We start from the raw sequence: 937 nt of genomic DNA, 5'->3' as shown, positions 1-937 counted from the left end.
CCAAGCGAAAAGTGTTCAAAATTAATGAGCAAAAAGTGTTCAAAACTACTTGACGGTTACAGCTATCCGCAACTACCAATAGAATGATTCGGTGGGAATCTGACCTTCCTAACATAAATAATTAGGGTTACAACAGGCTGTGTTGTGCTTGTTGTAAAAAGAAAAATGGTAGTACCTTAATTAAAGGGGGTTTTGTGAGTGATTCTATTAAAAGATGTGAACTATGAAGAGAGTAAAACTAAGCTTACTACAGAAATAATTCGTAAAAATGTAGTGGAAGATGGAATAACGCAAGTGGAATTAAAATTCGTGCTTAATTTTGGATTTGGTTCAGTTTCAAGAAATATTACTTGGACAAATTATGATATTGAGACTGTTTTATCACAAATTGAGAATATTGATGGAGTAGGCGAGATTTCAGCATTGGAACCAGATCTATCATTTTTTTATACTGAAGTAGAACAAGATCAATACCTCTTGTATGTAGACTTAGATGCTGGGGTAATCAATTCAAATATGGGAACTGAATCAGGTGTCAGTCTTAAAATGCAAATTAAAAAAGATGATTTGCTGAAATGGATAAATGAGATTGATGCATCTGTTAAACGTGCTTAAGAAAAATATGTATGTAAGTAAAGGGTGCATAGGCTTTGTGACTCTTTCAATTTCGGTGATTTTGCCCATCAATATCTCCGTCCTTTCGGTTCTTTATTTAACCCATACCCGAAAAACGGAGAAATCAAATTCAAAAGTTCATTTTATAGAGAAAAAAGCAAGGGTAATATTCCAACTAATGATGAAAGAACTATAAAAATTATTCAAAACTATTTAGTGATTGTACTCTATGTTCTTCTTTTTGGGAGCCAGGCTATTTTTGTAAACTAGCACATTATTTCAGACACCTAATTTCAAATTAACTCCGGTGAAAAACCTGAAA

At 32.9% G+C, this 937-nt stretch carries 1 protein-coding gene; it reads left to right on the top strand.

What is annotated here, in order from left to right; all coding sequences use genetic code 11:
* The first annotated feature begins 198 nt into the window (after positions 1-198).
* Positions 199-615, top strand: a complete 417-nt coding sequence (locus tag FS666_RS19380) for a hypothetical protein (protein WP_144463791.1) — start codon at positions 199-201, stop codon at positions 613-615.
* Positions 616-937 lie beyond the last annotated feature (322 nt).

This window comes from Siminovitchia fortis, assembly GCF_007681465.1.
GTDB lineage: Bacteria > Bacillota > Bacilli > Bacillales > Bacillaceae_C > Siminovitchia > Siminovitchia fortis.
Note: the sequence above shows the minus strand (reverse complement) of the source record. Positions and strands in the feature narration are given on the sequence as shown.